This is a genomic window from Acidobacteriota bacterium (genome assembly GCA_018268895.1).
In the GTDB taxonomy this organism is placed as follows: domain Bacteria; phylum Acidobacteriota; class Terriglobia; order Terriglobales; family Acidobacteriaceae; genus Edaphobacter.
On sequence record JAFDVP010000007.1, the window covers coordinates 793,046 to 815,064 of the forward strand.

Consider the following 22,019-nt stretch of genomic DNA (forward strand, 5'->3'; position numbering starts at 1 on the left):
GTCATTCCCCGGCCGGGATAGAGCAGCGCCTATCGGCACCGGGTGCCCCATCTTTCGCGGTTTCATCGCGAAGGTGGGATGTACGATCAAATCCCGCGCATCATTTAAACTCAACCCAGCACTCGCCGTGTCCGACAACTTCGCCCAACTCGTAAAGCAGCAGGCCGACATCGTCCGCATCGTCGGCGAGTACGTCAAGCTGCGCAAGACCGGTGCGCAGAACTACACCGGGCTTTGTCCTTTTCACAAAGAAAAGACCGGCTCCTTCTCCGTCAATGCCACGCACGGCTACTTCTACTGCTTCGGCTGCCACGAAAAAGGCGACGTCTTCACCTTCGTCCAGAAGCTCGAGAACCTCAGCTTCCCCGAGGCCGTTCGCGCCGTCGCGCAGAAGGCCGGCATTCCTCTGCCCAAGCGCGAGTTCAACTCGCCCGAGGAGGCGCGCGACGCGGGCCTGCGGCGTCAGCTCATCGACATCCACGAGGCCGCGACACAATACTTTGAAGCCGCACTCAAGACACCCGAGGCCGCGCGCGCCCGCGAGTACATGACCGGCCGCGGCATCACCACCGAGACAGTGGCAAAGTTCCGCATCGGCTATGCGCCCGACGACTTCAACCACATGCGCAACGCCCTCGCGCAGCACTTCCCCGAAGACGTCCTCCGCGCCAGCGGGCTTTTCTCATCCAGGGAGCAGGCCGACGGCTCGCAGGGGCAGATGTACGCCCGCTTTCGCAAGCGCGTCACCTTCCCCATCGCCAACGAGCAGGGCAAGACCATCGCCTTCACCGCCCGCGCGCTCGACTCGCAGGACGAGAAGGGCCGCGACATCGCCAAGTACCTCAACTCGCCCGAGACCGCGCTCTATACGAAAGGACAGGTCCTCTTCAATCTCGACAAGGCCAAGGCCGACATGCGCGCGCACGACTTCGCACTGCTCGTCGAGGGACAGATGGACTGCATCTCCGTCTACATGGCCGGCATCCGCAACGTGCTCGCGACGTCGGGCACAGCATTTACCGAGGCCCAGGTGCGCCTGCTCTCGCGCTTCACGAAGCGCGTTGTGGTGAACTTCGACCCCGACACCGCAGGCGCGAACGCCGCGGAAAAGTCCATCGCGCTGCTCACCGAAGAGGGCTTCGAGGTGAAGATCGTCACGCTCGAAGGCGGCCTCGATCCCGACCGCTTCGTACGCGAACACGGCCTCGAGGCCTACATGGCCGCGTTGCGGACAGCGAAGCGTCACCCCGACTACCTCATCGACCGTGCCCGCACGCTGCACCCTGCGCGCACCGCCGATGCCAAGGTGAAGGCGATGAACTTCCTCCTGCCGCACATCCGTCGCATGCCCAACGCGCTCCAGCGCGACGAGTTCGCCGCCGATGCCGCGCAGAAGCTCGGCATCGACTCCGCCATTCTGCGCCAGGAGCTGCGCCAGGCCGCCGCCCAGCGTAGCGAGAGCGTGCGCTCGCACCAGCACGATCCCGCCAGCGAGACTGAGCGCATCCTCCTGCGCGCCCTCGTCCTCGGCGAATATGATCCCGCGCGCCAACTCGCCGCATCACGCCTCGCCGAGCACCCGGAGTTCTACGACGGCCTGCCCTCGGCCTCGGTCATCGAAACGCTGGCCAACGCGCCCGCGCCCGAAAATCCTCTCGACGCCGCGCCCGACCAACCCACGCGTGTCATGTTGGCCCGCGCTCTCGAGCACTCCCACGGTCCCGACGACACCGGCACAGCCTCGCTCCCAGACCAGGTCGAAGACGCGCTGCACACCCTCGAGCATCGCCACATGCAGCGCCGCCAGCGCGAGCTCCGCGCACAGATCGCCGAGGCCGAACGTCGCGGCGACAACACCATGGTCGCCACACTCATCCACGAACGCATGCAGCTCGACCGCAGACTCCGCGAACACTGATCGCAGCCATATACCACCATTAAAGCCGGGTGCCCCATCTTCGCCGCGCAGCGGCTAAGGTGGGCAATCGCGCGACGCGCGATCCGTTTCGACTCACCGAATGTCCCTGCAAACCCACCTTAGCGACGATAAAACCGTCGGGGGCACCCGGATTTTGTCAACCTGAACCGCCGGGTGCCCCATACATGACGCGGCCTTATCGCGGCATGTGTGGGCATTCGAGCGAAGCTCGAACCTCTCCCCGCGTTGTTACAATCAACCCATGCGGGCAGACTCCTCACCCTCACATCCGGGGGCACAGGACAACTGATGGACTCCTCCACCAAGCGCCGGCTCGCCGTCGGCTTCCTCGTCAACTGGACCGGCAAGCTCGCCACTGTCATCATCCAGCTCATCCAGGTCCCCGTCTTCCTTAAATACTGGAGCGTGCCTCTCTACGGAGAGTGGATGATCGTCACCGCCGTGCCCGCCTACCTCAACGTCTCCAGCATGGGCTTCGGCGACGTGGCCGGTAACGAGATGACCATGATGATGGCGCGCGACGACCGCGACGGCGCCCTGCGTGCCTTTCAAAGCTGCTGGTGGTTGATCACCATCATCTGCGCCGCCGGTATCGCGCTGCTCGCGGCGGCGCTCTACTTCTTCCCGGCCGCGAAGCTGCTTCGTCTGCACGAGATCGACGCTACCGACACCAAGTGGATCATCTTTTACCTCGGCTGCTCCGTCCTGCTTGGCCAGCTTGAGACGCTGTTGCAGGCCTCCTACCGCAGCATCGGACGCTACTCCTACGGCACCTTCATGAAGAACGCGTACTCGCTGGTGGCCTTCGGCTTCATGATCCTGCCCGTCTTCTTTCATGGCGGACCCCGCGCGGCTGCGCTGGCCTATGCCCTGGCCAATGCCTTCTTCACCATCCTGCTCTGCTTCATGGTGCGCCGCGATATCCCCTGGATACGTTTCGGCTGGAGTCATGCCAGCTTCGCCGAGATACGCCGCCTCGCCGCTCCCGCCTTCGCCTTCATGGCCTTTCCCGTCGGCAACGCCATCAACCTGCAGGGAACGCTGATGGCCGTCGGATACGCTCTCGGCCCTGTCGCCGTCGTCGTCTTCGGCACGGCGCGCACCGTCTCCCGCGTTGCGCTGCAGATGGTGCAGATGGTCAACAACACCTTCTCGCCAGAGCTCTCCGCTTCCTTCGGCCAGCACAACATTCCCCTCACGCGGGCCCTGCACCGCCGCGCCTGCCAGATGGCGCTTGCCATCGCCATCGCCATCGTCCTGACGATGATCACGGTCGGGCCCTGGTTTCTCACGCACTGGACGCGCGGGCACGTCCCTCCCAGCCGCCCGTTGCTCGCCGTGCTGCTGGTGGTCGTCGTCTTCTATTCCCTCTGGTCCACCAGCTCGGTGCTGCTCTCGGCAACCAACCAGCACCAGAAGCTCGCGGCTTACTATATCGCCGGGACCAGCATCACCATCGCCTTCACCTATCTGTTCGCAAAGGTCTACGGACTCTACGGCGCCGCCGCTTCGCTGCTCATCTCCGAGACGATCATGAACTTTTACGTTCTTCCCGCGTCGCTTCGTATCTCCCACGACACCTTCAAAAACTTTCTGGCCAGCTTGCTCCACTATCCGGCATCGCTTAGGCCGGCGGCATTGCTGGCCCGCATCGCGCGTTCAAAGCCCGACCTCGAAAGCTGAGCTGCATGTTTTCCCGCTTGCGCAATCTCCCGCCGATCGGCTAATTTGGCTGCCACCAATTCGAGATGCGGTTCGCCGGTCATAAAATACGGAGTTTGAATGAAATCCTCCATCGAGATCAAGGGCATTGCCGCGGCCATGCTCACTCCACTCCTCTTTGGCCCTGCCCCGCGCCACCTGTGCGCTCAATCCCCAACCGTCTCGCCTGCTACCATGCCGCGCGCAGGCGCCGTCGATCCGCGCTTTCAGGCCTACAACATCGAGATGGTCGAGGTCACCGGCGGCCGCTTCTGGGCGCCATACAAGCAGCAGGGCAAGCCGCAGGCAGACGACGCCTCAAAGGCATCCGTCCCCGCAGGCATGGATCCGTCGCTCTACCGCTACCGCCCGCCCATCGACCTCTACAACGCGAAGCTGCGCAGGCTCGCCGCAGCGCTCGGGCCGTCGTATGTCCGCGTCTCGGGAACCTGGGCCAACTCCACCTACTTCCACGACTCCTCCTCGCCCGTGCCTGAGAAGCCGCCAGCCGGCTTCAACAGCGTTCTCACCCGCAAGCAGTGGAAGGGCGTCCTCGACTTCTCCAGGGCCGTGGATGCAAAGATCGTCACCTCCTTCGCCGTCAGCACCGGCGTCCGCGACGCCAGCGGCGTCTGGACTCCCGTCGAAGCGAAGAAGGTGCTCAGCTACACCAGAGCCAACGGCGGCTCCATCGCCGCCGCCGAAATGTTCAACGAGCCCACCTTCGCCTCCATCGGCGGCGCACCCAAGGGCTACGACGCCCAGGCTTATGGGCGCGACTTCAAAGCCTTCCACGCCTATATCTCGAAGGCCGCGCCGCACATGACCCTCCTCGGCCCGGGCTCCATCGGTGAGGCTGGACTGTTCGTTGGCCCCATGGCAAAGACGATGATCCACTCCGCCGACATGCTCGCAGCCTCCGGCCCGGGCCTCAATGCGTTCTCCTACCACTTCTACGGCGCAGTCTCCCAGCGCTGTGCCCGCATGGGAGCCGAGGGGGGTATCGCCAAAAACACCCCCGAGACCGCCCTCACCGACGACTGGCTCTCCCGCACCCTCCGCGACGAGGAGTTCTACTCCAAACTCCGCGATCAATACCTCCCCGGCAGGCCCCTCTGGCTCACCGAGACCGCCGAGACCGCCTGCGGAGGCGACCCCTGGGCTTCGACCTTCATCGATAGCTTCCGCTACCTCAACCAGCTCGGACTGCTCGCCCGCCGCAGTGTCCAGGTCGTCATGCACAACACGCTGGCCTCCAGCGACTACGGCCTGCTCGACGAAGACACCCTCAATCCACGCCCCAACTACTGGTCCGCCCTGCTCTGGCACAAACTCATGGGCGCCACCGTCCTCAGCCCGGACTCAGCCGCCAACCCCGCATCGCCGCCCGTCTATATCTATGCCCACTGCCTGCGAAACCAGTCCGGCGGAGTCGCCATCCTCGCCATCAACGCCGACCGCAACGCCGCGCACGAGATCACTCTGCCCCAGGCCTCCGAGCGCTACGTCCTCTCGTCCGACAACCTCTTGAGCACGCAGGTCTCACTCAATGGAGTCGACCTCACGCTCGACAGCAAGGGCGACCTTCCCGCCATCGCCGGAACCCCAACCCCCGCAGGCACCATAATCCTGGCCCCTGCCACCATCACCTTTCTGGGAGTCGCCAAAGCCAACAACCCGGCCTGCCGGAAATAACCGCTCGCACCCAAACCCCCAGCTCTCCACGAACAACGCTAGAGGATAAAAATGTGCCATCCTGAGCGAAGCCTCTCGCGGTCTCACCGCGAGAGGTGCAGTCGAAGGATATGCGGTTTGTTCGTTTCAGCGGAGAGTGAAGATGACAACAGTCGAAGTAATAGGCGTAGGCGACGGACTGGGAATCATTCTCCCGCCTGAAAGCCTGAAGCACCCCAACGTCGAAGTCGGAGACACCCTCTACGTAACCGTAAAACCGAATGGCATCCATCTCTCAGCAATCGAACCCAAAACGCTCGAGGCCATGAATCGCGTCATGTACAAAAATCGGGACGTTTTGAAGAGACTCGCCGATTCATAAACCCCTTTATGCGCAGAATCGCAAAGACTGTTGGTTTCTTTGGCTTGGCGTGCTGATAACTCCCATTTTCATAAGCATTTACAATCTCGTTAGTCATGCCTCGCCACCGAACAACAGACCCCGGATACACCAATCCCCACGGCCAGACCGTCATCCGCCGCACCGGTTTCCCCTCCGAGACCTTTCCCGGCCAGACCATCTATCACCTGCGCTGCACCCACTGCGGCCACGACTACGGCGCCAATGGCACCGACATCCACCTTCGGCGCTGTCCCAGCCACCAGAACGGCGCAAAAGGAGAATCTCTCCGCACTCCTCCGCCGAATCTTTTTGGTCACTAAAACCGTCTAAATTCCGTGGTATCCTGTGAACCGGGGAAGTGTGCCCTTGAATGCCCTGACCTCATGAGATAGGTCATCCGGCTGGCCAAAGCGGTCTAAACCGCTACCTGCTCCCTGACACCACGGAAACAACCCCGGGAGAGCTCCGCCCGTAGACCACGCGTCTTCGCCTGAGCGGCATCCCACCAAAAGATTATTAGCAGGAGTGCGCACCCTCGTGGCCGAACAACTAGATAATTACGAAGACGATAATGAAGACAAGCTCATTGAGGCAGGGAAGGAAAAGGGATATCTGACTTACGGCGAGGTCAACGACCTTCTGCCTGGCGATATCACATCTCCCGACGATCTCGACGACCTGCTCACCACCATCAACACCCAGGGCATCGATGTGCTCTCGGGAGATAAGTTTGACCGCGACCGCGACAAGTACGACTCCGAGTCCGGCGAAGAGTCCGAGGACGTAGAGCTCGACCTCTCCCCCGGCACCCTCGAGAAGACCAACGACCCCGTCCGCATGTACCTGCGCGAGATGGGAACCGTGCCTCTGCTCACCCGCGAGGGCGAAGTCGAAATTGCGAAAAGAATAGAACGCGGCCAGCTCCGCGTGATGAAGGCCATCAGCCGCTCGCCGATCGTCATCCGTGAGATCACCGGCCTCGGCGAAGACCTTCGCCGTGGCGTCCGCAACATCAAGGAAGTCGTCACCTTCGACGAAGAGGAGCTGACCGAAGAGATCCTGCAGGCGCGCGTCAAGCAGACCGTCGGCCGCATCGACGTCATCATCAAGCACCAGAAGAAGATTGTTGCGCTCGAAGAGAAGCTCGCCGCGCCGCAGGGCAAGGACGCCAAGGCCAAGGCAAAGGACGCGCGCAAGCACCGCTGGCTGATTGGCCGCGAGCACGTCTACATCAACCGCATCGTCCGCGAGTTGAAGTACACCAACTCCGAGAAGAAGCGCCTGCTCGACAAGGTCAACAAGACCGTCGACTCCATGCGCACCCTCGAGCGCCAGATCAAGACGCTCGAGACCAAGCACGAGGCCTCCAAGTCCGAGGAGCTGCGCAAGGAGTACCGGCGCCAGCAGAAGAACTGCCGCACCGACCTCGAGCACCTCGAAAAGGACGCCGGCATCTCCATCGCCGACCTCAAGCGCACACAGCGCGAGATGATCCAGGGCGACATGGACGCCGAGAAGGCCAAGCGCGAGCTGATCGAAGCCAACCTGCGCCTCGTCGTCTCCATCGCCAAGAAGTACACCAACCGCGGCCTCCAGTTCCTCGACCTCATCCAGGAGGGCAACATCGGCCTGATGAAGGCGGTCGACAAGTTCGAGTACCGTCGCGGTTACAAATTCTCGACCTACGCGACGTGGTGGATCCGCCAGGCCATCACCCGCGCCATCGCCGACCAGGCACGCACCATCCGCATCCCGGTGCACATGATCGAGACCATCAACAAGCTCATCCGCACCTCGCGTCAACTGGTGCAGGAGCTTGGCCGCGAAGCGTCGTCCGAAGAGATCGCCCGACGCATGGACATCCCCGTCGCGAAGGTCCGCAAGGTCCTCAAGATCGCGCAGGAGCCCATCTCGCTCGAGACCCCCATCGGAGAAGAGGAAGACTCGCACCTCGGAGACTTCATCGAAGACCGCATGGCCGTCTCGCCCAGCGACGCGGTCATCAGCGTCAACCTCAAGGAGTACACCTCGCAGGTCCTCCGCACCCTGACGCCGCGCGAAGAGCGCGTCATCAAGATGCGCTTCGGCCTCGAAGACGGCAGCGAACACACGCTCGAAGAGGTTGGCCAGTCCTTCCAGGTCACCCGCGAACGCATCCGCCAGATCGAAGCCAAAGCCCTACGCAAACTCCGCCACCCCAGCCGCAGCCGCAAGCTGAAGGCGTTTGTCGATGGAGTGAAAGAGGTCTAAGGGCTGGAACAATTCAACTGCAGTAAGAAGAGGCCGCGAGCAATCGCGGCCTCTTTCGTTGGCGTAAAAAAGTTGTCATTCCGACCGAAGCGGAGGAATCTGCTTTTTGCTCGTGTTGCCACGATGATCAGTGGTTAACCAGCAGGTCACCGTGATAGTAAGTCACGGCACCATTCCGCACTAACGGGGCGAAGTGGCAGTAAAAAAGCGACCCCGTAACTAGGACCGCCGGAAGACCGGGATCAACTTTGGGGCCGTAACCTTCTCCTGTAAGTTTTCCTTCCTCATTCACTGAGATGTGCGTCGGTGTAGCGCTGCCTTCAGGAGGAAGCTTCGTCACCAGTATCGCCTCACAGCCGCTAATCTGTTTCACCAACTCCTGACCACGGAGTGTGGGGAGCGGGTCTGCGATCTTAGAGGTAAAGTGCAGCACCAGCGGCATCTCCATCTGAACCGCAACACCGCCCACGAGCAGCGGCTTGAATTTATAGCGCAGCGCCTGCTCCATTCCGAAGCTCTCAAGCCCGGGCTGATCCGAGTTATGCTTTGCCGTCTCACGCACCTGGCCAGTGCGATCGGTACGCGCATACACGATCATGTACCCTTCGGTCTTGCCTTCGCGCACCGGCGGCCAATCGATCTTTGGAGCATCTTCAATCAGACTCTCCTCCTTCAGCGTCGAAACGAAGGCCGTCCTGATCTGCTGCTCCTGAGGAGTGGGAGCCGTAACCGCAAACATCTCCTCCGAAACATCTCGCAACTCTTCCAGTGTCGTCAGGTGAGCAACGATCTCTTTGTAGTCCAGCACAGAGGTCTTGTAAGTACGAGCGATCTTCTGCTTGCCGAAAGACTTCCAATCTTCAAAGCGAACGGAATAGTTCATCGTCAACACCGACTCCAGGCGAGGCTCCGACCCTGTAAAACAGAGCATTCCCCATGTCATCTGATCTGTGATTCCGCCGGGCCGGTCGTCGCGCCGCAGACAACTATTCGTAATCTGTGGACCGAGCATTACCGCACCGCCGCGCCCCTGAAAGTTCGCAAGCATCGGAACCGGATCGATGATTGCGTCGACGAAATTCTCGAGCCACCGCGGGTAATAATCACCTGAGTTGGTTTCCATCACCTGGCCGCCATTGACGATTCGGGTCTGACTGAACGCAGGCGATGTAACGATGGTCTTATACTTCTTTGCCGCCGCCCACCACACCTCCAATCTGCCTGAGTAGGACGATTCCGGAGCTCCGATCACTAACACCGCATGGAACGGCTTGCCTCCTTCCGTCACCGAAGACGTCTTAAGCGCGCGGCTTAACGCCGTCTCTGCATCGACGCGTTCGCCTTGCACTTGAGGAAAGTTTGAAAACTGTGCGTGTAGCGGCAGCAGCCCCACCAGAAACAGAAACACAATCACTCTGACTCGCATTGCCGCATCATAAATGATGGGTGCCGGGTGCCCCGTATCTGGCGGTCTCATCGCCAGATATGGGATTATTCGAGCGAAGCTCGAACCCTACTCCTTCAACAACTCCGGCAAATCCCTTCCGCCATACACAATCCGCTCCACGCGCACGGTCTTCTCCATCACGCGGAACAGAATGACATACTGCCCCACAACAGCGACGCGGGCATCTTTGCCGATCTCCGGCCGCAGCCGGTAGAACAGCGGATTCCTCGCGACCACGCGCAACTCGGCGCGAATCTCCTGCAAAAATGCAGCGGCATGTCTTGGACTATCCAGCGCGATGTAACCTGCAATGGCGTCGAGGTCGCCTTCGACCCAGGGCGAGAACTCCAACCGCATCTATATTCCTTTGCCCTGGCGTTTCTTCCTGGGCTTTACTGCGTACTTGCGCTCCAGCCGGTCGAGAACTGCATCGGCTGAGACTCCGGGTCGTTTCTCTTTGACTGCCTCTGCCCACAGCTTGCGCAGGTCGGCGATGCCCTGCTTCTTCGTCGTCCGGCGAAGCGTCCACTCGCGCAGAGCATCCCTCATCACCTCGCTGGTCGAGGCATACTCGCCGGCCTCAACAGCATCGTGCACCAGTGAAAGCATCTCAGCAGGCAGCGCAATGCTGATCTTTTCAATCGTAGGCAATGTCCCTCCAGCGCGGTACGACTTATTCCTACTGGATATCGTACCTCACCGCGCAGGTTCGGATCGTTCGAGAAGGCTCGAACTTCGCTACGACACAACAGCACGCTTGACCGGCGCCACCGGCGAATCGGCAGCGATCTTCTCGAACGCGCTATTAATGGTGTCCTGAGGATTTTGCGACGCGACGTGCATCCGGCGGGTGGCCTTCGCCGCCGTCTGGCAGAGTTGATAGCTGTTCGAGAGAGTCTTCTTTGCACGAAAAATAGCTTCAGAACGCATGGATGCCTCCGATACTTCGGTACGGCGGATCAGATGGTTCCAGTTGTCTCTGAAGCGCGGATGAGCTGCAAGCGTCTCGGTCCGTCAGCCTATGTTTGCTGACAATCACTATTGAGTCCCAGTCTATACCGGTTCAATCAACGGAACTCGCTCCATCGCAAAATGCCGTGACAACGCCGTGGCACCTTGTTACATTCCTCGCCATGCCTTTCAAGTTGGCATTTATGACCGTGGGAGTTATGCGTGAGCCGGCTGGTCACGCGCAGGTTCAGGGATTCGTCGACCGCGTCCCGAACGTCTATCGAGCGGCCGACACCAGCGACGGATTTCACGCCCGCTCCATTCGCGACGTGGGAACGTGGCTCCACTCCTGGGGCGAGATCGAGCTTCCCGCCTGCTACCCTGCTCCTCCATCGAACGACTACATCGCGACGACCCTCAGCCTCTGGCACGACCTCGAGTCGGTGGCCGCCTTCACCTACCACGGGCCTCACGGAGAGGCACTGACCAAGCGTCGAGATTGGTTCGAAAAGCACGACCTCCCCATCTACGTCGCCTGGTGGGTCGCGGCGGACCACTCCATCGATTGGAAGGAAGGCAACGCCCGGCTCGAGCATCTCCGCGTCAACGGCCCCACCGCCGTCAGCTTCGACTTCGCCCACCCCTTCGACCCGGAGGGCAACGCAACCAGGCTCGACCGGGAGATGGTGAAGGCGAAGGCCGCCATGAATGCGGCGGCGCAGGCCTCCTGACCTTTACAAGCCAATATGAATCGTTGATTTACGAAAAAGACGCGGCGGGGAGGTCCTGGACTCCCCGCCTCCGTCTACCGCCGCCGGAGTTTCCGTGCAAGCGAGCCTGCAAAACCAAGAGCGCCCGTACCCAGCAGCAACAACGAACTCGGCTCAGGAGTCGGAGCTACCGCTAATGTGACGCTGGTGCCGGAGAACGGTTCGCCGAAGGTGTTCAGCGTCTTTCCGTCCTTCGCATCGCCCACACCGTAGGTCAGGCCGATGTCCGGGATCACGCCGTTACTCCACAGGTCGACGCTGTAGCCGCCCGCGACGTTGAAGTACAGGCCGTAGATATCGAGATAGCCGCCGCCGAACGGGTACGGGGGGTTAGGGTCACCCGGTCCCGGAGGAGGGCAGACCGCAGGCGAGTTGCCGCCCGTGTAGAACAGGTTGTCGAACGAGAAAGGGAACCCGTCAGACTGTGCGCCCGGAGGTACAAACTTACCGTTTGCATCGATGCCGCTGGGCAGCGATGTCGTCTGCAATCCGGTGATTGCGGCGTTCGAGATACCGGCATTTGCATCGGAGAAGGTGCCCGTAATGCTGGTGATCTGGTAAGCGCCCGCCACGCCCGGAACCGGGGTCGACGACACATTGAAGAGGCCGGATCCGCTAAGGCCGCCTCCGCTGAACGAAAAAGCAAATTGGTCTGCCTTCGCGGCAGGCGTAACAACAAGAGCCACTGCAAGTACAAAGGCCGAAGCAACAACTCGATTGGCCGACGGGATCTTCATATCTCCTCCCAGGGTTATGGTGCGTGGATGTATTTGTTAACCAAGCCAATGTACGCCGTATCCATATGCAAGAGATGTGCAAAGTTAGGAAAGGAAATTCCCTCACCCAAGAGAGGGATTTGAAAGCTCGAATGGCCTCTTTAGCCTGAACCTTTGCAGCCTTCAAAAGGAGGGCTTTTTGACAACCAGCGGAGAATACTCACGGATACGGATGGCGGCCGCCACCTCCACGCTCGACCGCAATGCCAAACTTGTGGTGCGCCAGACACGGCGCGGCTACGACCTCTACACAAGCACCGACCAGTCGCCTGTACGGTGCGAGACCTGGCTTCAGGCCCGGCGCACCCTGCTGCAGCTTGGCGTGCCGCATCAACGGCTCGAAGAGATCAACAGCCGCCTTACCGAGGGAATCGGGCTCGTAGTCCGCCGCGGCGCATAACCTTACAACAGCAGCGAGCCGGAGCGCCTTACTGCCCCGAAGGTTTTTGCATTGCCGTCCCCGCCGGAACCGGCTCTCCGAAGTCCGGCGTCCCGTCGGCGTTCCAGGTGAACGGCTGAATGCGTGGCGAGCGGAATTTGCCGCACCCCTGTCCTGTCTGCGCATTGGCGTGATAGATGATCCAGTCCTGTTTGCCGTCGGGCGATTTGAAGAACCCGTTGTGGCCCGGACCGAAGACGCCTCCCGTGCGGTTCTGCTTGAAGAAGGCGTGATCGTATTTTTTCCACGAGGCCGGGTCCATCAGGTTCGCGCCAGACTTCGCCCGCACAAGGCCAAGCGCATAATAGTCCGTCCAGCACGCCGAGGCCGAGTACACCAGAAAGATGTCTCCCGCGTGCTTCAATATCTCCGGCCCTTCGTTGACGTTCAGATGCGGCATCGCGGGACGGTTCAGCAGGTCGCCAACCTCCTCCCACGGATACTGCGGGTGTGACAGCTCAACGCGTTTCGAATCGATGGTCCATGGGTTCTTCATGTGCGCGAGATAGATGCGCTGCTCGCCATCGGCGTCGCCCTCCCAGCCCGACCACACCATGTACCTCTGGCCGCCGTCCTCAAAGACCGAGGCGTCGATGGCCCACTTGTCCGTCGCATCGCCGATCTTCCCCTTGAAGGTCCACGCGCCTTCAAGCGGATCGTCCGCGCTGTTCTCGACAACGTAGATGCGGTGCGAATCGTTCCTGCCCGCATCCGCCGCAAAGTAGATGTACCACTTGCCGTCCAGCCGGTGCAGCTCCGGCGCCCATATCTCCTTGGAGTAAGGGCCGTCGGCGGGAGGTGTCCAGACCACCTTCTTCTCCGCGTGAGCAAGATCGGTGATGTCGCGCGTCTTCCACACGGTCAGGTTGCGGCCCGTCGTGCTCATGAAGAAGTAATCGCCTTTGTAGGCAATCACCCACGGGTCGGGTCCTGTCTCCAGCAGAGGATTGTGAAAGGTGTTCGCTGCGGATGACGCCGGCTCCTGTGCGCGATCCCATGCAGACGCGGACAGGAGCAACAACAGGAGCAGCGAAAGAAAGCGGCAGCAAGGTCTCATCGCATCCTCAAATCTCACCGATCATACCAAGGCAGGCGCGACGATGGTCTGAATGCAGGATGTCCATCGTGTCGATTTGTTTTCGTGGAAGCGTCATGTTCGTCAAATGAAGACAAACGTTTTACTTATCCATTAAGAGCGCATTGAGGTATTGTGGTTGTCACTGTGAAAGATCGGAAGAGTTCGTTGATGAAAGAGTCCTTGTGCGGGCGGCGACGGGTTGCCGCCCTGCTTGGTGGAGTATTTGTCGTGGCGTGCTGCGGCTTTGCTGCGGCCCAAAGCAAGCCCGGCCTGGGGCCGAATGTCCTGGTGTTTACGCCGAAGACGCCTGCGGCGGAGATGCAGGCTGCGATCGACAAGGTGTACGAGGCGGAGCATCGTGCCGAGTTCGGCAACGAACGTTATGCGCTGCTGTTTCTGCCGGGTGAGTACAAGGTCGATGTTCCGGTAGGTTTCTACACGCAGGTGCTGGGGTTGGGTGCGACTCCCGATGCTGTTCACATTACGGGCAACGTGCACAGCGATGCCGCGTTTAAGAACGACAATGCGACGACGACGTTCTGGCGGGCGATGGAGGGGTTCTCGGTGACCCCGGTTGGCGGCCCGGCGGAGGGCCTGATGCAGTGGGCGGTCTCACAGGCGGCCCCGTTCCGGCGCATGCATGTGAAGGGCGACATTGTGCTGAACCAGAAGCACGGCTGGTCGAGCGGCGGCTGGATGTCGGACACGGTGGTGGACGGCAATGTGAACTCGGGTACGCAGCAGCAGTGGATCTCGCGCAACAGCGAGTGGGGAAGCTGGAAGGGCTCGAACTGGAACATGGTCTTCGTCGGCGTGCCGAAGATGCCGGAGGGCGAGTGGCCGCAGCCTCCTTATACGAAGGTGGCCACGACGCCGGTGGTGCGGGAGAAGCCGTTCCTTGTGGTCGATGCGAAGGGCGGTTACGGCGTGCGCGTGCCTTCCCTGCGAACGAATAGCGTTGGCGTGACGTGGCGTGGGGGCGAGACGCCAGGAAAGACCATCTCGCTGGCAAAGTTCTACGTTGCAAAGCCGAGCGATTCAGCAGAGGCGATCAACGCGCAACTGGCGAAGGGCAAGAACCTGCTGCTGACGCCGGGGATCTACGAGCTGACGGATGCGATCAAGGTGACGAAGCCGGGGACGATCGTGATGGGTCTGGGGTTTGCGACGCTGAAGCCGGTGAAGGGAACGGCTGCGATGACGGTGGCCGACGTCGACGGCGTGACGGTGGAGAGTCTGCTCTTCGACGCGGGCGAGACGGAGTCGCCGGTGCTGCTGGAGGTTGGGGCTGAAGGCTCGAAGGCGCGGCACGGGAAGAACCCAACGCTGCTGGCGGATGTGTTCTTCCGCGTGGGCGGGGCGGACGTGGGCAAGGCGAAGGTGTCGCTCGCGGTGAACTCGAGCGACATGATCGTCGACCACACGTGGATATGGCGCGCCGATCATGGCAAGGGAGTCGGCTGGACAAGCAACACGGGCGCGAATGGCATTGTCGTCGCGGGCGACGATGTGACGGCGTATGGGCTGTTCGTCGAGCACTACCAGCAGTACCAGGTCCTGTGGAAGGGCAACGGCGGAAGGACGTACTTCTACCAGTCGGAGATACCGTACGACGTCCCCGACCAGGCGGGGTGGAAGAGCGCTCCAGGCGCGGACGGCTTTGCGTCATACAAGGTGGCGGACAACGTGACCGGCCATGCGGCGTATGGGCTGGGGGTGTACAGCGTCTTCCGGCATCCGGATGTGAGGCTGACGCGGGCGATCGAGGTTCCGAAGACGCCTGGGGTACGGTTCGAGCACATGATTACGGTGGCGCTCGACAACCTCGGCTCGATCGACAACGTGATCAACGACAAGGGCGGGCCGACGCATGTCGCTCCGGGCCGCGTTACGCCGAAGGTGACGAGCTATCCATAGGAGGCGTAGAACCGCCTGCTAATGCTGATGCTGCGGCATGGTCATGTTTGCCATCGCCAGAGGAACGTTGGCTGGAAGGTGCTTCCACTCGCCGAGTGAGCGGCTGAGGAGAGCGGCGGCGCAGCCTTCTCCGCAGAGGACGATGATGTCGTCAGTGAGTGCAAGGTTCCAGTCCCAGGGCAGAAAGGTGACTGAGTCGGAAGTGACCCGGGCTAGAATCCAGTGGTTCGAGGTCCTCTTCTCAACCCCGCAAACACAGGTAAATGTTGTGATGGCTGCCATAAGCTGCCTCCTATCCTCGCCAGCGGGCGGGCATATGCAGTTCGTTGCAAGCGCCGTGCCAGACCGAGGAGAGATCAGATCGCGTCTGGATTCAATGCCCTGAGCGAGACCTGATGCTTATGGGACGCCAGGAAGTCTTAGAGGGTTCTCTGGCGTGAGAAAAGATTTTCCGCGGCTCTCCAGGAAAGTTGAAGCCCTGATGTCGGCAGCAAGTGTCAGGCCATTTCTCGTGAAGCTGGATTTCTCTAACCCACTCCCCAGAACAACTTCCCCATGGAATGCTGACATCTAAGTATGGTGGTTTGACCCCTGCCCGATCACTGGGCAGGTACCTCCCCCCATAAGGAAATAAGGGCCATGTTGAATGACGGAAGCAGTAGAGAGAATTGTTGCGAGCCGAAGAAACGGTTCGGTTTGAATGTTTTTCTTTCAGGGATGTTTTTGATGCTGGCGCTGACGGGCGCCATTTTTATTGGCTGCGGCAAGGGAACGACTTCTTCTACCGGCACGTCGATGGCGAACGTGACAGTGAGGATAAGCGATCCGGCGACGTGCATGGCCCCGAGCGGACCGTTCTCTCATGTGTATGTCACGATTACGGATGTCAAAGCGCATGTGAGCGCTTCGGCCGGGGACAACGATGCGGGATGGGTCGATCTGACTCCTGCACTGGCGAAGGCCCCGCAGCAGGTGGACCTTCTTGGGCTGGCGAACAACCAGTGCTTTCTGGCGACGCTGGGCGATGCGCAGCAGTTACAGGCGGGAAACTATCAACAGATCCGCGTGATACTGGCGGACAACTCGACCGGTTCCCAGTTGATGAACAATGCTTGCCAGGGCTCGGCGAACTGCGTGGTGACGAACGATGGCGTGGTGAGCACGCTGGAGCTTTCGAGCGAGGCCAAGACCGGACTCAAGATTCCTTCGGGCCAGATCGCCAACGGAGGCTTTAATATCGCCGCCGGACAGACGAAAGACCTGGATATCGACTTCAACACCTGTGTCTCGATCGTGAGGCAGGGGAACGGGAAGTATCGGCTGAAGCCGGTGCTTCATGCCGGCGAGGTCAGCACGACCTCTTCGTCGATCAACGGGACGGTGGTTGATTCTGCTACCGGAAAGCAGATTAACGGGCAGGTGGTTGTGGCCCTGGAGCAGAAGGACGCGACCGGTGTGGACAGGATCTTTATGAGCACGCTGACGAATGCGAGCGGTCAGTTCGTCTTCTGCCCACTGCCTTCGGGGACGTATGACGTTGTGATCGTAGGAGTTAGCAGCACGGGTGTGGTGTACTCGCCGACGGTGGTTACGGGGGTTCAGACAGGTTCGGCGATGTCGGCTGTGGCGCTGCATGCGCTGCCGGTCGTCTCAGTGGGACCTGCAACGATCCAGGGGACGGTGACCTCGCAGAACACTGCGACCCCTGCCGCTGGAACGGTCATCGATGCGCAACTGAGCCTGCTGGAACCGGTTTCGAGCACGCTGACGGTGACAGTGCCTCTGCTTCCAACCGCAGGCCAGTCGAGCGATACGCTGGCGCTTTCGACCGCGGCGGGCAATAGCTGCCCGACTGGAACGGACTGCGCGACCTATAGCCTGGCGACGAGTGCAGGGCCGGTCTTTGCCGGGGCGTTTGCCGCTGGCGGGATTACGGTGACACAGGTTGCGCTTCCAGCGTCGTATGTCGTCGACGGGTTTGCGTTTGTGCCGTCGTCGGGAGGTACGCTGGATTGCTCCGTCAGCGAACTGAAGTCGAACGCGGTGACTCCGGTGGCTGGAGCAACGGCAACGGCTTCGACGCTGGCATTTACTGGTTGTCAGTAAACTTCCTTGGTTATCTCGACGAAGGGCCATCCTTAAATGGATGGCCTTCGTTTTTGGCTCAGGCGGCGGCACGTTAGTATGCTGAATTCATGAATCCTCTTGTCACCGTCTCGTGGCTTGCCGAGCGTTTGAACGACGCGAATGTTGTTGTTCTGGATGCGACACTCCCACCGGTGGGCGTGACTCCCGTGGTCGATACATATGGAAGGTATGTCGAGCGGCATATTCCCGGCGCGGTGTTCTTCGATATCGACGAGCTGTCGGACCATGCGACGGCGCTGCCGCATATGTTGCAGGGCGATGAGGAGTTCTCCCGCAACATGTCCCGGCTGGGAGTGGGTGACGGGACGACGATCGTCGTCTACGAGCAGGAGGGGGTCTTTTCCGCTCCACGGGCACGGTGGATGTTGAAGGCGTACGGAGCGAAGGAGGTCTATCTGCTGGACGGCGGTCTGAAGGCGTGGGAGGAGGCGGGGCAGCCAGTGGAGTCCGGCGAGGTAAAGCGCGCGGCGTCGCGTTTTACAGCGAAGCTGGACCGCGCCATGGTGAAGGACTTTGCCGAGGTGCAGCAGACGATCGCGGGACATGGGCAGGTTCTGGACGCGCGCTCGGCGGGGCGGTTTGCCGGAACGGCTCCCGAGCCGCGGGCTGGGCTAAGCTCCGGCCACATGCCGGGAGCGACGAGCGTGCCGTTTACAGAGCTTGTGAGCGATGGGCGCCTGAAGCCTTCCGGCGAGCTGAAGCATATCTTTACCGCGAAGGGCGTGCGGTTGGACGAGCCGGTCACAACCACCTGCGGGTCGGGAGTCACGGCTGCGGTCGTCGCCCTGGGGCTGGAGATCGCAGGCGCGCAGAAGGTGCGGCTGTACGACGGCTCCTGGGCGGAGTATGCGCAGCGCCCTGAAGCGGTGATTGAAAAGAATTCCTGAGAGGTCACGCAGCGCGGTGGTAGACTTCCCGCCATGACAAGCGACCTCGAACGCGCCCGTGCCGCAGTTGCGAGGGAGATTGGCCCTGACGTGGCCGAGTTTACCCCTGCCGGTGAAAAGCACTTTGTCGCGGAAGCCGCGCTGCTGGCCATGAGCGGGACGTTCCTGTACGCCTTCTTCAAGGGTGTGGTGGAGAAGACGGGAGAGGTGCTTGGCAAGAAGGCCGGGGAGCCACTGGGCACGGCACTGGCGTCGTTCTTCAGCGGAGTCTTTAAGGGGCTGGGGAAGAAGGAAAAAGCTGTGTCGGACCAGGACCTGGAATCCGCGCAGCAGGGCGCAGCCGCAGCCCTGAAACAGAGCGCGTTGACCCAGGAGCAGATCAACCAGATCGCGCAGGCCGTGGCGCTGTCGATGGCGGCTGTGCTCTCCAAGGAAGCTGACGCCGGGGTGAGCGACCGTGTGGCGCAGAGGGTAAAGACCGAGGGGCTGAAGGTGATCGCCGGGGGAGCACAGTAACCGTGGGCGCCTACGAGGAGTCTCCAGCGCACAGGTATCAGACGTTGCTGCGTCTATATGTGGCGACAGCCACGGAAGAGGCTGAGCTCTCGTGGAGGCGGCAGGTGTTGATGGAGACGCTGCCTGCCGAGTTGAAGGAGCCGGGACACTGGTATCGCTTTGCCGGATCGAAGGATCTGATTGAGGTGACGCCGGACCGCAGCGGTCAATGGCATCCCGACGGAGCTCTGCCCACCGGCGTGGATCCCAGGCTCGTCGTCGATGTTCCCGGGGGCCAGTCGGTGACGCTTCTGAACCAGATACTGGAGTTGCTGCACGCTATCCCGGTGAATGGGAGCAACCAGGCAACAGTCGAGGAACTGAAATCGCAGGTCGCCGACGTCGGCACCGAAGAGTGGGCGAACTGGCTGGTACAGGGCTTTCAGCAGGGACTGGCGCAGGTTCCCGATGTGGCCGAGGAGAGAGCGGGCTTCCTGCTACGTGCCGCGCAGCAGATGGCAGGCACGGAGCTTCTGGAAGGCAGAGCCACCGGATACGACGTTGCAGGCGTACTGATGGTGGAGGCAATTGCAGAGCAGCTGCTGAACAACGAAGCCGTCTGCCGGGCGGTGCTGGCCAAGGCTGCCGCGCGTCCGGCATGCGCCACCGCCGAGATGGCTGCGATGATGATCGACGACTGCTGGTATCGCGGGTTGGGCGACAGGATAACGGCTGCGCTCGACACCCTGCGGCGGCGCGGAGAGCAGGTGGTGGAGGAGGCGCGGAAGGGAGCATACCCTGAAGGGCATCCCGAGATGGCGCTGGATATCTACTATGGCGGCATTCTGCAGGCGGTTCCGTACCTGCTGGCAACGAATGCGGGATATACGAAGCTGAGCCATGCCCCCGTCGGGCCCGATGAGCGCGCGGGGTATGAAAAGAAAGCGAATACCTCGGAGGAGAAGCTGGTGCGGCTGCGCACAGCGTTGCTCTATGCCGTGAGCGATGTCGATCTCTCGCAGCTTTACGACAAGCAGGCCAGGGTGGCGGCGGTGCTTCGGGGCGGCGACAGGGAACATGCCGAAGAGCTGGTCCACGAGATCATCGACCTCGAATACTTTTATCCGTCGACATTCCGCTCTGTTTTGCTGGGGACGGCATCTTAGAGAAGATGTGGCGCTCAGAAGGCAAACATCATGAAAAAGCTGGCTGAGTTGAGTCTGTTGGCTGTGGCTTTGGCGGCGGCAGGAAGCGTTGCTGCCCAGAACGCTGATTCCGTTGCACAAACACAGCTATCTCCGGTGGCAGACAAGGCGGTTGCACAGGCCGCTTCGCCCGCTCAGGCCATGCCGGTAAAGGCTGTTGCAGATACCCTGGTGACGCGGCTGCCCGGAGATACGCACGTAAGGATCGTGCGGTTGAGCCAGGTCCAGGGCAAAGTGGGGATGGACCGCGGCACCGGGCATGGCGTAGAGATTTCCATGCAGAACATGCCGATCGCCGAAAATATGGCGCTGGGCACCTCAAAGGACGACAGCTATGCCGAGGTGGAGTTTGAGGACGGCAGCACCCTGCGGCTGGGACCAGACACCGCGGTGGCCTTTCCTCAACTGGTATTGCGGGCCTCGGGCGCTCGGGCAACCATCGTTCGTGTCGATCGCGGAACCGTATACGTGAGCCGCGACAATGCAAAGAGCGACGAGTTCGCACTGGTGATTGGTGGAACCAGGAAGATCGATGTTTCGCCTTCCACGCACCTTCGCATGGAGTTGGATGGAACGAAGGCGGCGATCGCGGTCTTCTCCGGAAACGCTGCCGTGGAGGGAGAGAGCGGATCTCCTTTGATGGTGGGGAAGAAGCAGACGCTCTCTTTCGACATTGCCGGCAATAGCGTGCAGGTTGAGTTGGCTAAGAAGGTGGAAGAGGGGCCGTTTGACGGCTGGGACCAGGACGCCCAGAAATACCACGAGCGCTACGCGAAGGCGAACTCGCTGCTGGGGAATGGGTATGGCGTCGGTGACCTGAACTACTACGGCTCGTTTGTGAATGTCGGCGGTGGACTCTTCTGGCAGCCGTACTTTGTAGGCGCGGGTTGGAGCCCTTACGGCAATGGCCTGTGGGCACTCTATCCCGGCGGTATCTACTCATGGGTGTCGCCGTATCCCTGGGGCTGGCTGCCGTTCCATTCGGGCACGTGGACGTATATCCCTTCGTTCGGCTGGGGTTGGCAACCGGGAGGAACGTTTGTAGGCGTCAACAATGTGGGCAGCGGGCATCTACCGGTTCGGGGCCCGGGGCGTCTGCCGGGTGGTCTGCTTCCGCGACCGCCTTTGGTCGCAAGAGACTCGTTAGTAGCAGTGAACCAGCAGCCGCTGGTGATCTCCAGGCCTGAGGCCGGAGGGAAGTTTGTCTTCCGCAACGATTCAGCCGGGCTGGGAGTACCTCGCGGGTCGATGGGCAAACTTGGCGGGATCTCGCAGGATGTCGCGCATCATGGGTTCTCGAACCGGGATGTGTATGTAGCGCCGGCTGGCTCGCCGTCGCGCTGGAACGATGGCCAGGTGTATCACGGCCCGCTGGCCTTCCATCGTGGATCGATGCCGGATGAAGCGCGGCAGGCGATGTGGGCACGGCAGCAGGCTGCTACGGGAGCGATGCAGCCTCAGCACAGTCAGGGACAGTTTGCGGCAGGTTCACTCCGCAGCGACCATACCCCGGGACAGAACGGTGCGTCCTCGGGATGGCAGGGACGCCAGGGCCAGCCCGCGCAACTCAGCACCGCGAATGGCCTTGCCTGGAAGCAGGGCGGAACAAACGCTGCACCGGCAGGCGCGAATGGTTCGCATAGCTGGAACAATGCAGGGGCTGGTGCTGGTGCAAGCGGCCATACATGGAACGGTTCCAATGCGGGCGGAGCTGCGTCGACGGGTGGGCACACCTGGAACGGCGGCGGTAATGCAGGCGCCTCCGCAGGCGGTGGTGGTCATACATGGAGCGGTGGTGGCGGCAACGCCGGTGGTGGTGGCACGAACGCCGGTGGCGGTGGCCATTGGAGTGGCGGAGGTGGCGCTCCGGCGAGTACGGGCGGTGGTGGCAGCAGTGGCGGATCGAGTTCAGGATCTGCGGGAAGCCATAAGTAAGAGA

General features: G+C 61.3%; 21 protein-coding genes. 14 read left to right on the forward strand and 7 right to left on the reverse strand.

All coding sequences use genetic code 11. The features are described from left to right. Positions 1-127 precede the first annotated feature (127 nt). The 6 genes from dnaG (at position 128) to rpoD (ending at position 7,967) form a co-directional block, all read left to right on the forward strand. The gene (gene dnaG / locus JSS95_10975; GenBank protein MBS1800340.1) at positions 128-1,918 is read left to right on the forward strand and encodes a DNA primase; all 1,791 of its coding nucleotides are present in this window, start codon (positions 128-130) and stop codon (positions 1,916-1,918) included. A gap of 309 nt (positions 1,919-2,227) precedes the next feature. Next, positions 2,228-3,622, forward strand: coding sequence for a lipopolysaccharide biosynthesis protein (locus tag JSS95_10980; GenBank protein MBS1800341.1), 1,395 nt, complete (start codon positions 2,228-2,230; stop codon positions 3,620-3,622). Between the two features lie 138 nt (positions 3,623-3,760). Continuing rightward, entirely contained in the window at positions 3,761-5,335 is a 1,575-nt protein-coding gene (locus JSS95_10985) for a hypothetical protein (protein MBS1800342.1), read from the forward strand. A 142-nt stretch (positions 5,336-5,477) separates the two neighbouring features. Next, positions 5,478-5,696, forward strand: coding sequence for an AbrB/MazE/SpoVT family DNA-binding domain-containing protein (locus JSS95_10990; GenBank protein ID MBS1800343.1), 219 nt, complete (start codon positions 5,478-5,480; stop codon positions 5,694-5,696). A 95-nt stretch (positions 5,697-5,791) separates the two neighbouring features. Continuing rightward, a complete protein-coding gene (locus JSS95_10995; GenBank protein ID MBS1800344.1) occupies positions 5,792-6,037 on the forward strand; it encodes a hypothetical protein in 246 nt (81 codons plus the stop codon). A gap of 217 nt (positions 6,038-6,254) precedes the next feature. Continuing rightward, complete coding sequence (gene rpoD / locus JSS95_11000; GenBank protein MBS1800345.1) at positions 6,255-7,967, forward strand: RNA polymerase sigma factor RpoD; 1,713 nt, start codon at positions 6,255-6,257, stop codon at positions 7,965-7,967. Positions 7,968-8,094: 127 nt separating this feature from the next. Here the strand turns inward: rpoD and JSS95_11005 are convergent, their stop codons facing one another. From JSS95_11005 to JSS95_11020, 4 genes are all read right to left on the reverse strand, one after another. After that, complete coding sequence (locus JSS95_11005; GenBank protein ID MBS1800346.1) at positions 8,095-9,393, reverse strand: hypothetical protein; 1,299 nt, start codon at positions 9,391-9,393, stop codon at positions 8,095-8,097. An 87-nt stretch (positions 9,394-9,480) separates the two neighbouring features. Next, complete coding sequence (locus JSS95_11010) at positions 9,481-9,771, reverse strand: type II toxin-antitoxin system RelE/ParE family toxin (protein MBS1800347.1); 291 nt, start codon at positions 9,769-9,771, stop codon at positions 9,481-9,483. After that, positions 9,772-10,065, reverse strand: a complete 294-nt coding sequence (locus JSS95_11015; protein MBS1800348.1) for a type II toxin-antitoxin system ParD family antitoxin — start codon at positions 10,063-10,065, stop codon at positions 9,772-9,774. 87 nt (positions 10,066-10,152) lie between these two features. Then, positions 10,153-10,344 (reverse strand): hypothetical protein, encoded by a 192-nt coding sequence (locus tag JSS95_11020; protein MBS1800349.1) that lies wholly within the window; start codon positions 10,342-10,344, stop codon positions 10,153-10,155. Between the two features lie 239 nt (positions 10,345-10,583). Here JSS95_11020 and JSS95_11025 point away from each other — a divergent pair, with 239 nt between their 5' ends. Then, positions 10,584-11,096 (forward strand): DUF3291 domain-containing protein, encoded by a 513-nt coding sequence (locus JSS95_11025; protein MBS1800350.1) that lies wholly within the window; start codon positions 10,584-10,586, stop codon positions 11,094-11,096. 74 nt (positions 11,097-11,170) lie between these two features. Here the strand turns inward: JSS95_11025 and JSS95_11030 are convergent, their stop codons facing one another. Further along, the gene (locus tag JSS95_11030; GenBank protein ID MBS1800351.1) at positions 11,171-11,872 is read right to left on the reverse strand and encodes a PEP-CTERM sorting domain-containing protein; all 702 of its coding nucleotides are present in this window, start codon (positions 11,870-11,872) and stop codon (positions 11,171-11,173) included. A gap of 178 nt (positions 11,873-12,050) precedes the next feature. On the opposite strand from JSS95_11030, the gene JSS95_11035 reads away from it, so the two are divergent. Then, positions 12,051-12,311, forward strand: a complete 261-nt coding sequence (locus JSS95_11035; GenBank protein MBS1800352.1) for a hypothetical protein — start codon at positions 12,051-12,053, stop codon at positions 12,309-12,311. Positions 12,312-12,339: 28 nt separating this feature from the next. Here the strand turns inward: JSS95_11035 and JSS95_11040 are convergent, their stop codons facing one another. Next, on the reverse strand, positions 12,340-13,407 hold the full coding sequence (locus JSS95_11040; GenBank protein ID MBS1800353.1) for a glycoside hydrolase family 43 protein: 1,068 nt from the start codon (positions 13,405-13,407) through the stop codon (positions 12,340-12,342). A 189-nt stretch (positions 13,408-13,596) separates the two neighbouring features. Here JSS95_11040 and JSS95_11045 point away from each other — a divergent pair, with 189 nt between their 5' ends. Continuing rightward, entirely contained in the window at positions 13,597-15,345 is a 1,749-nt protein-coding gene (locus JSS95_11045; protein MBS1800354.1) for a coagulation factor 5/8 type domain-containing protein, read from the forward strand. Between the two features lie 18 nt (positions 15,346-15,363). On the opposite strand, the gene JSS95_11050 is transcribed toward JSS95_11045, so the two are convergent. After that, the gene (locus JSS95_11050) at positions 15,364-15,627 is read right to left on the reverse strand and encodes a hypothetical protein (GenBank protein ID MBS1800355.1); all 264 of its coding nucleotides are present in this window, start codon (positions 15,625-15,627) and stop codon (positions 15,364-15,366) included. Positions 15,628-16,140: 513 nt separating this feature from the next. Between JSS95_11050 and JSS95_11055 the strand changes: the two genes are divergently transcribed. From JSS95_11055 to JSS95_11075, 5 genes are all read left to right on the forward strand, one after another. Next, entirely contained in the window at positions 16,141-17,451 is a 1,311-nt protein-coding gene (locus JSS95_11055) for a DUF4382 domain-containing protein (GenBank protein ID MBS1800356.1), read from the forward strand. 89 nt (positions 17,452-17,540) lie between these two features. Beyond that, the gene (gene sseA, locus JSS95_11060) at positions 17,541-18,380 is read left to right on the forward strand and encodes a 3-mercaptopyruvate sulfurtransferase (protein ID MBS1800357.1); all 840 of its coding nucleotides are present in this window, start codon (positions 17,541-17,543) and stop codon (positions 18,378-18,380) included. Between the two features lie 33 nt (positions 18,381-18,413). Then, positions 18,414-18,896: a hypothetical protein gene (locus JSS95_11065; GenBank protein MBS1800358.1), complete on the forward strand. Its 483-nt coding sequence runs from the start codon at positions 18,414-18,416 to the stop codon at positions 18,894-18,896. Positions 18,897-18,898: 2 nt separating this feature from the next. Further along, positions 18,899-20,041: a hypothetical protein gene (locus JSS95_11070; protein ID MBS1800359.1), complete on the forward strand. Its 1,143-nt coding sequence runs from the start codon at positions 18,899-18,901 to the stop codon at positions 20,039-20,041. A 30-nt stretch (positions 20,042-20,071) separates the two neighbouring features. Then, positions 20,072-22,015: a FecR domain-containing protein gene (locus JSS95_11075; GenBank protein ID MBS1800360.1), complete on the forward strand. Its 1,944-nt coding sequence runs from the start codon at positions 20,072-20,074 to the stop codon at positions 22,013-22,015. Positions 22,016-22,019: the final 4 nt, after the last annotated feature.

Bases quoted from the DNA above. Each gene is read 5' to 3' on its own strand.
- JSS95_10980 (MBS1800341.1), top strand. From the start codon at position 2,228: ATGGACTCCTCCACCAAGCGCCGGCTCGCCGTCGGCTTCCTCGTCAAC.
- JSS95_10985 (MBS1800342.1), top strand. From the start codon at position 3,761: ATGCTCACTCCACTCCTCTTTGGCCCTGCCCCGCGCCACCTGTGCGCT.
- JSS95_10990 (MBS1800343.1), top strand. From the start codon at position 5,478: ATGACAACAGTCGAAGTAATAGGCGTAGGCGACGGACTGGGAATCATT.
- JSS95_10995 (MBS1800344.1), top strand. From the start codon at position 5,792: ATGCCTCGCCACCGAACAACAGACCCCGGATACACCAATCCCCACGGC.
- JSS95_11005 (MBS1800346.1), bottom strand. From the start codon at position 9,393: ATGCGAGTCAGAGTGATTGTGTTTCTGTTTCTGGTGGGGCTGCTGCCG.
- JSS95_11010 (MBS1800347.1), bottom strand. From the start codon at position 9,771: ATGCGGTTGGAGTTCTCGCCCTGGGTCGAAGGCGACCTCGACGCCATT.
- JSS95_11020 (MBS1800349.1), bottom strand. From the start codon at position 10,344: ATGCGTTCTGAAGCTATTTTTCGTGCAAAGAAGACTCTCTCGAACAGC.
- JSS95_11025 (MBS1800350.1), top strand. From the start codon at position 10,584: ATGCGTGAGCCGGCTGGTCACGCGCAGGTTCAGGGATTCGTCGACCGC.
- JSS95_11030 (MBS1800351.1), bottom strand. From the start codon at position 11,872: ATGAAGATCCCGTCGGCCAATCGAGTTGTTGCTTCGGCCTTTGTACTT.
- JSS95_11040 (MBS1800353.1), bottom strand. From the start codon at position 13,407: ATGAGACCTTGCTGCCGCTTTCTTTCGCTGCTCCTGTTGTTGCTCCTG.
- JSS95_11045 (MBS1800354.1), top strand. From the start codon at position 13,597: ATGAAAGAGTCCTTGTGCGGGCGGCGACGGGTTGCCGCCCTGCTTGGT.
- JSS95_11050 (MBS1800355.1), bottom strand. From the start codon at position 15,627: ATGGCAGCCATCACAACATTTACCTGTGTTTGCGGGGTTGAGAAGAGG.
- JSS95_11055 (MBS1800356.1), top strand. From the start codon at position 16,141: ATGGCGAACGTGACAGTGAGGATAAGCGATCCGGCGACGTGCATGGCC.
- sseA (MBS1800357.1), top strand. From the start codon at position 17,541: ATGAATCCTCTTGTCACCGTCTCGTGGCTTGCCGAGCGTTTGAACGAC.
- JSS95_11065 (MBS1800358.1), top strand. From the start codon at position 18,414: ATGACAAGCGACCTCGAACGCGCCCGTGCCGCAGTTGCGAGGGAGATT.
- JSS95_11075 (MBS1800360.1), top strand. From the start codon at position 20,072: ATGAAAAAGCTGGCTGAGTTGAGTCTGTTGGCTGTGGCTTTGGCGGCG.